Annotated in this window: 2 protein-coding genes; both read left to right on the top strand. The window is 37.0% G+C overall.

The genetic code is table 11. The features are described 5' to 3' along the window. Nucleotides 1-100 precede the first annotated feature (100 nt). Nucleotides 101-406 carry a plasmid mobilization protein gene (locus AD930_RS00060; protein ID WP_061504668.1) on the top strand — a complete coding sequence of 102 codons (306 nt, stop codon included), beginning with the start codon at nucleotides 101-103 and terminating at the stop codon, nucleotides 404-406. Nucleotides 407-419: 13 nt separating this feature from the next. After that, nucleotides 420-1,251: relaxase/mobilization nuclease domain-containing protein (locus AD930_RS17560; protein ID WP_408735773.1), on the top strand; the 832-nt coding region annotated here is incomplete at its 3' end.

Raw genomic sequence — 1,251 nt, 5'->3', positions numbered from 1 at the left:
TTAGAATAGGGCTGGCTACCTAAAAATATAGATATTCCCACATATCCGTCAAACGCAAAAATATATGCTATAATGTCCGTCATTACAGGACATCATAAAAATGAATAAAGATAAAAAATTTTCTATCAGGCTCACGGAAGATGAGCAAAACAGAATAAAGAAAAAAGCCAACGGCAAGCCAATGTCTCGGTATTGCCGTGCTGTTCTTTTGAATGAAATGGCTGGCGGTTCGATGATTGCAACACAATTAACAGACATACGCAGAGAACTAGCAAGTCTCGGCAATAACATCAATCAAATCGCAAAGCGTGTTAATAGCGGAGAATATCCAGATATCAGCAGATTACCTGAAATTATCAACAATCTAAGAGATGAAATTAATAAGAAATTATCAAAAGTAAGATAATGAGAAAAGAAAAATGATTATAAAAAGCAATCCGATAACGTCAAACAGCTTACCATCCGATATCTTCAATTATTGCACAGCAAACAGCAAAAACGAATCTGTCGAAGTGCTTAATGGTGAATATCAGGACGTGGCGGATTGCTTCCACGATGCAAACGACTGGAATAGAAAAAATTCACTCTTACATATGCAGATATCTTCTAAAGAACCTTTGACGAATGAACAATTTCTGGACATGCGTCAAAGAGTAAAAAAAGAATTTAATCTATCAGATAGCGATATCGTTACGTCAGCAATACACGAATACACGCGAAAAAATAACCCAGAAGCAGACCCTCGTCATCTGCATCTATTGATAAGAATGATTAACCCAGAAAATGGTAAACCCCTCGATTTATCTAACAAATATCAAAGACAAGAAAAAATCTCTCGAATGTTTGAAATAGATAATAATCTGGAACTTGTTCAAGGTCGTCATAATCGTGCAGTTTTTCATAATGTCCCAGATGAATATAAAGACAAGTTACAAACCTTAACAATCGGTGATCTTCCAAATTCATTTCTAAGAGATGGACAATACCAAAGCCAACGTAGGAACGGCGGAAAGCCTTTTGACATCAGAGCAGAAGCAAAAGAAATTCTTTCCCATTGTGACGGGTTCAAAGCCTTCCAAAATGCTATCGAGGAAAAAGGATGGAAGATAGAACAAGGGGAAAAGAAACTCATCTTGAACGATGAAAACGGTAAATTTGTCGGCTCTCTGGACAGAGTTCTCGGTATGAAAAAACAGGAATTCCAGAACTTCATAGACGGCCATCAAATACAGGTAGCCAGCCCTATTCTAA

This window comes from Acetobacter malorum (genome assembly GCF_001580615.1).
Taxonomy (GTDB): Bacteria; Pseudomonadota; Alphaproteobacteria; order Acetobacterales; family Acetobacteraceae; genus Acetobacter; species Acetobacter malorum.
The sequence above is the reverse complement of the archived record's forward strand: the minus strand, read 5'-3'. Positions and strand labels throughout refer to the sequence as shown.

Excerpts from the sequence above, each read along its gene's own strand:
- AD930_RS00060 (WP_061504668.1), top strand. The coding sequence starts at position 101 with ATGAATAAAGATAAAAAATTTTCTATCAGGCTCACGGAAGATGAGCAA.